Raw genomic sequence first — 1,304 nt, 5'->3', positions numbered from 1 at the left:
CAAGTAGGCGGTGTCTCGATCTACGGCGATGAAGCGGCTCATGCAGGGGAGGTCTTTTTAAACTGGCGCGATTTTCCAGGCCGCCGCCCACTCGCGGTAGGCGGGAAAGCCCGACAAGCTCCTAGAGAAGAGTGCTTATGGTGCGGCCCAATCGGACAGCGCCAGAACCTATGCAATCGAGCGGGAAGGGCGCGTGGCAATTGCTCGTATGGCAGCCTGGGCCCTGGCAACAATGACAGCGACGGCAACTGCCGTCCTGGGCGCGTGGCTCCTAGTCAGCCTCCTGATCGGCCGTCGGATCCGGCGCATCAGCGAGTTGCTCGCTGCAGACTGATTGTTGAAACCTTGTACTTCAACCACTGAAAGGAAAATCATGAATCTCCAACGTACTCAAGTATTCACCGGCATGGCGGCGATCGCGCTGTTGATCGTCGTGTTCGAGGTCGTCCCAATGCCTGCCAAGGTGATCGAGTTCAAGTGGCTCACTGCCTTACTGGCCGGGCTGCTCCTCGTGATGACCACTGCGATAGAGCTGACACAGCGCAAGGCCCGAGAGGAGTTTGCTGCCTCGGTTGAAGTGGCGGTTGGCATCCGCCGGTCCAAATGGGGGGTTCTCAAGCGGATCGACGTGATGTTCGTCGTCTTCATGGCAGTGCTGCCCTTCGTGCTGATCGCCAACTATCTGGGCATTTCGCATGAGTCTGTTGCGGAGAAGCTTGGGATATCGCCCCTCTTGCTGGTCATCTTCGCGATCGCCGTGACTGGAGGTAGCATTTGGGGCGTGGTGCGCGGTCTCGGCTGGAAAGGCTCGCGGCCAGGAATGGAAGAAACGAGCCAGGCGAAAGGGGTCTAAGCATGGAAACACTGTTGGAAGTGTCTTTCCGCGAGCTCGGCCGCGGCAATGGAGAACGTGCCCTTGAGCTGGTAGAAGCTTCCAACAGGTTTGTTGACCTGGTGGACTCGTTTTACCCCCGGGCAAAGCCGTACGTCCCCGTGAGCGCCATGTCCAGTGTGCTGGCCCTTGAGGTCTATCTGCTGGTGAACGTTGAGGACGTCTTCGCGCAGCTGCCGCAGGATGCTGAAGTGATCGAGATGCGCGGCTTGCTCCTGCTGCGCGAACCTATGGTGCCGTTGAGTTCCACCATCAACTAGCTGGATGTGGCCCCAAGAATCTACATAGCTGTCGCATCCCGTACGATCATATGGTCGCTTGTGAAACAGGTGCGGGTGGGTCTGGTACCACTCTTTCATCGCCTGCATCGGCGTACTGCTCTTGAGCGCTGACTGCGGTAACTGGTGGTTGT

Annotated in this window: 2 protein-coding genes and 1 pseudogene; 2 read left to right on the top strand and 1 reads right to left on the bottom strand. The window is 58.4% G+C overall.

The features are described from left to right. Positions 1-373: 373 nt before the first annotated feature. Positions 374-853 (top strand): hypothetical protein, encoded by a 480-nt coding sequence (locus NFX52_RS30185; RefSeq protein WP_055392862.1) that lies wholly within the window; start codon positions 374-376, stop codon positions 851-853. A gap of 2 nt (positions 854-855) precedes the next feature. After that, positions 856-1,152, top strand: coding sequence for a hypothetical protein (locus NFX52_RS30180; RefSeq protein ID WP_055392860.1), 297 nt, complete (start codon positions 856-858; stop codon positions 1,150-1,152). A gap of 27 nt (positions 1,153-1,179) precedes the next feature. Here the strand turns inward: NFX52_RS30180 and NFX52_RS30175 are convergent. After that, positions 1,180-1,304: pseudogene (locus NFX52_RS30175) on the bottom strand (IS481 family transposase); the annotation flags it as partial.

Origin of the sequence: Acidovorax facilis (assembly GCF_023913775.1) — a bacterium.
GTDB lineage: Bacteria > Pseudomonadota > Gammaproteobacteria > Burkholderiales > Burkholderiaceae_C > Acidovorax > Acidovorax facilis.
The sequence above is the reverse complement of the archived record's forward strand: the minus strand, read 5'-3'. Positions and strand labels throughout refer to the sequence as shown.

Bases quoted from the DNA above. Each gene is read 5' to 3' on its own strand.
- NFX52_RS30185 (WP_055392862.1), top strand. From the start codon at position 374: ATGAATCTCCAACGTACTCAAGTATTCACCGGCATGGCGGCGATCGCG.
- NFX52_RS30180 (WP_055392860.1), top strand. From the start codon at position 856: ATGGAAACACTGTTGGAAGTGTCTTTCCGCGAGCTCGGCCGCGGCAAT.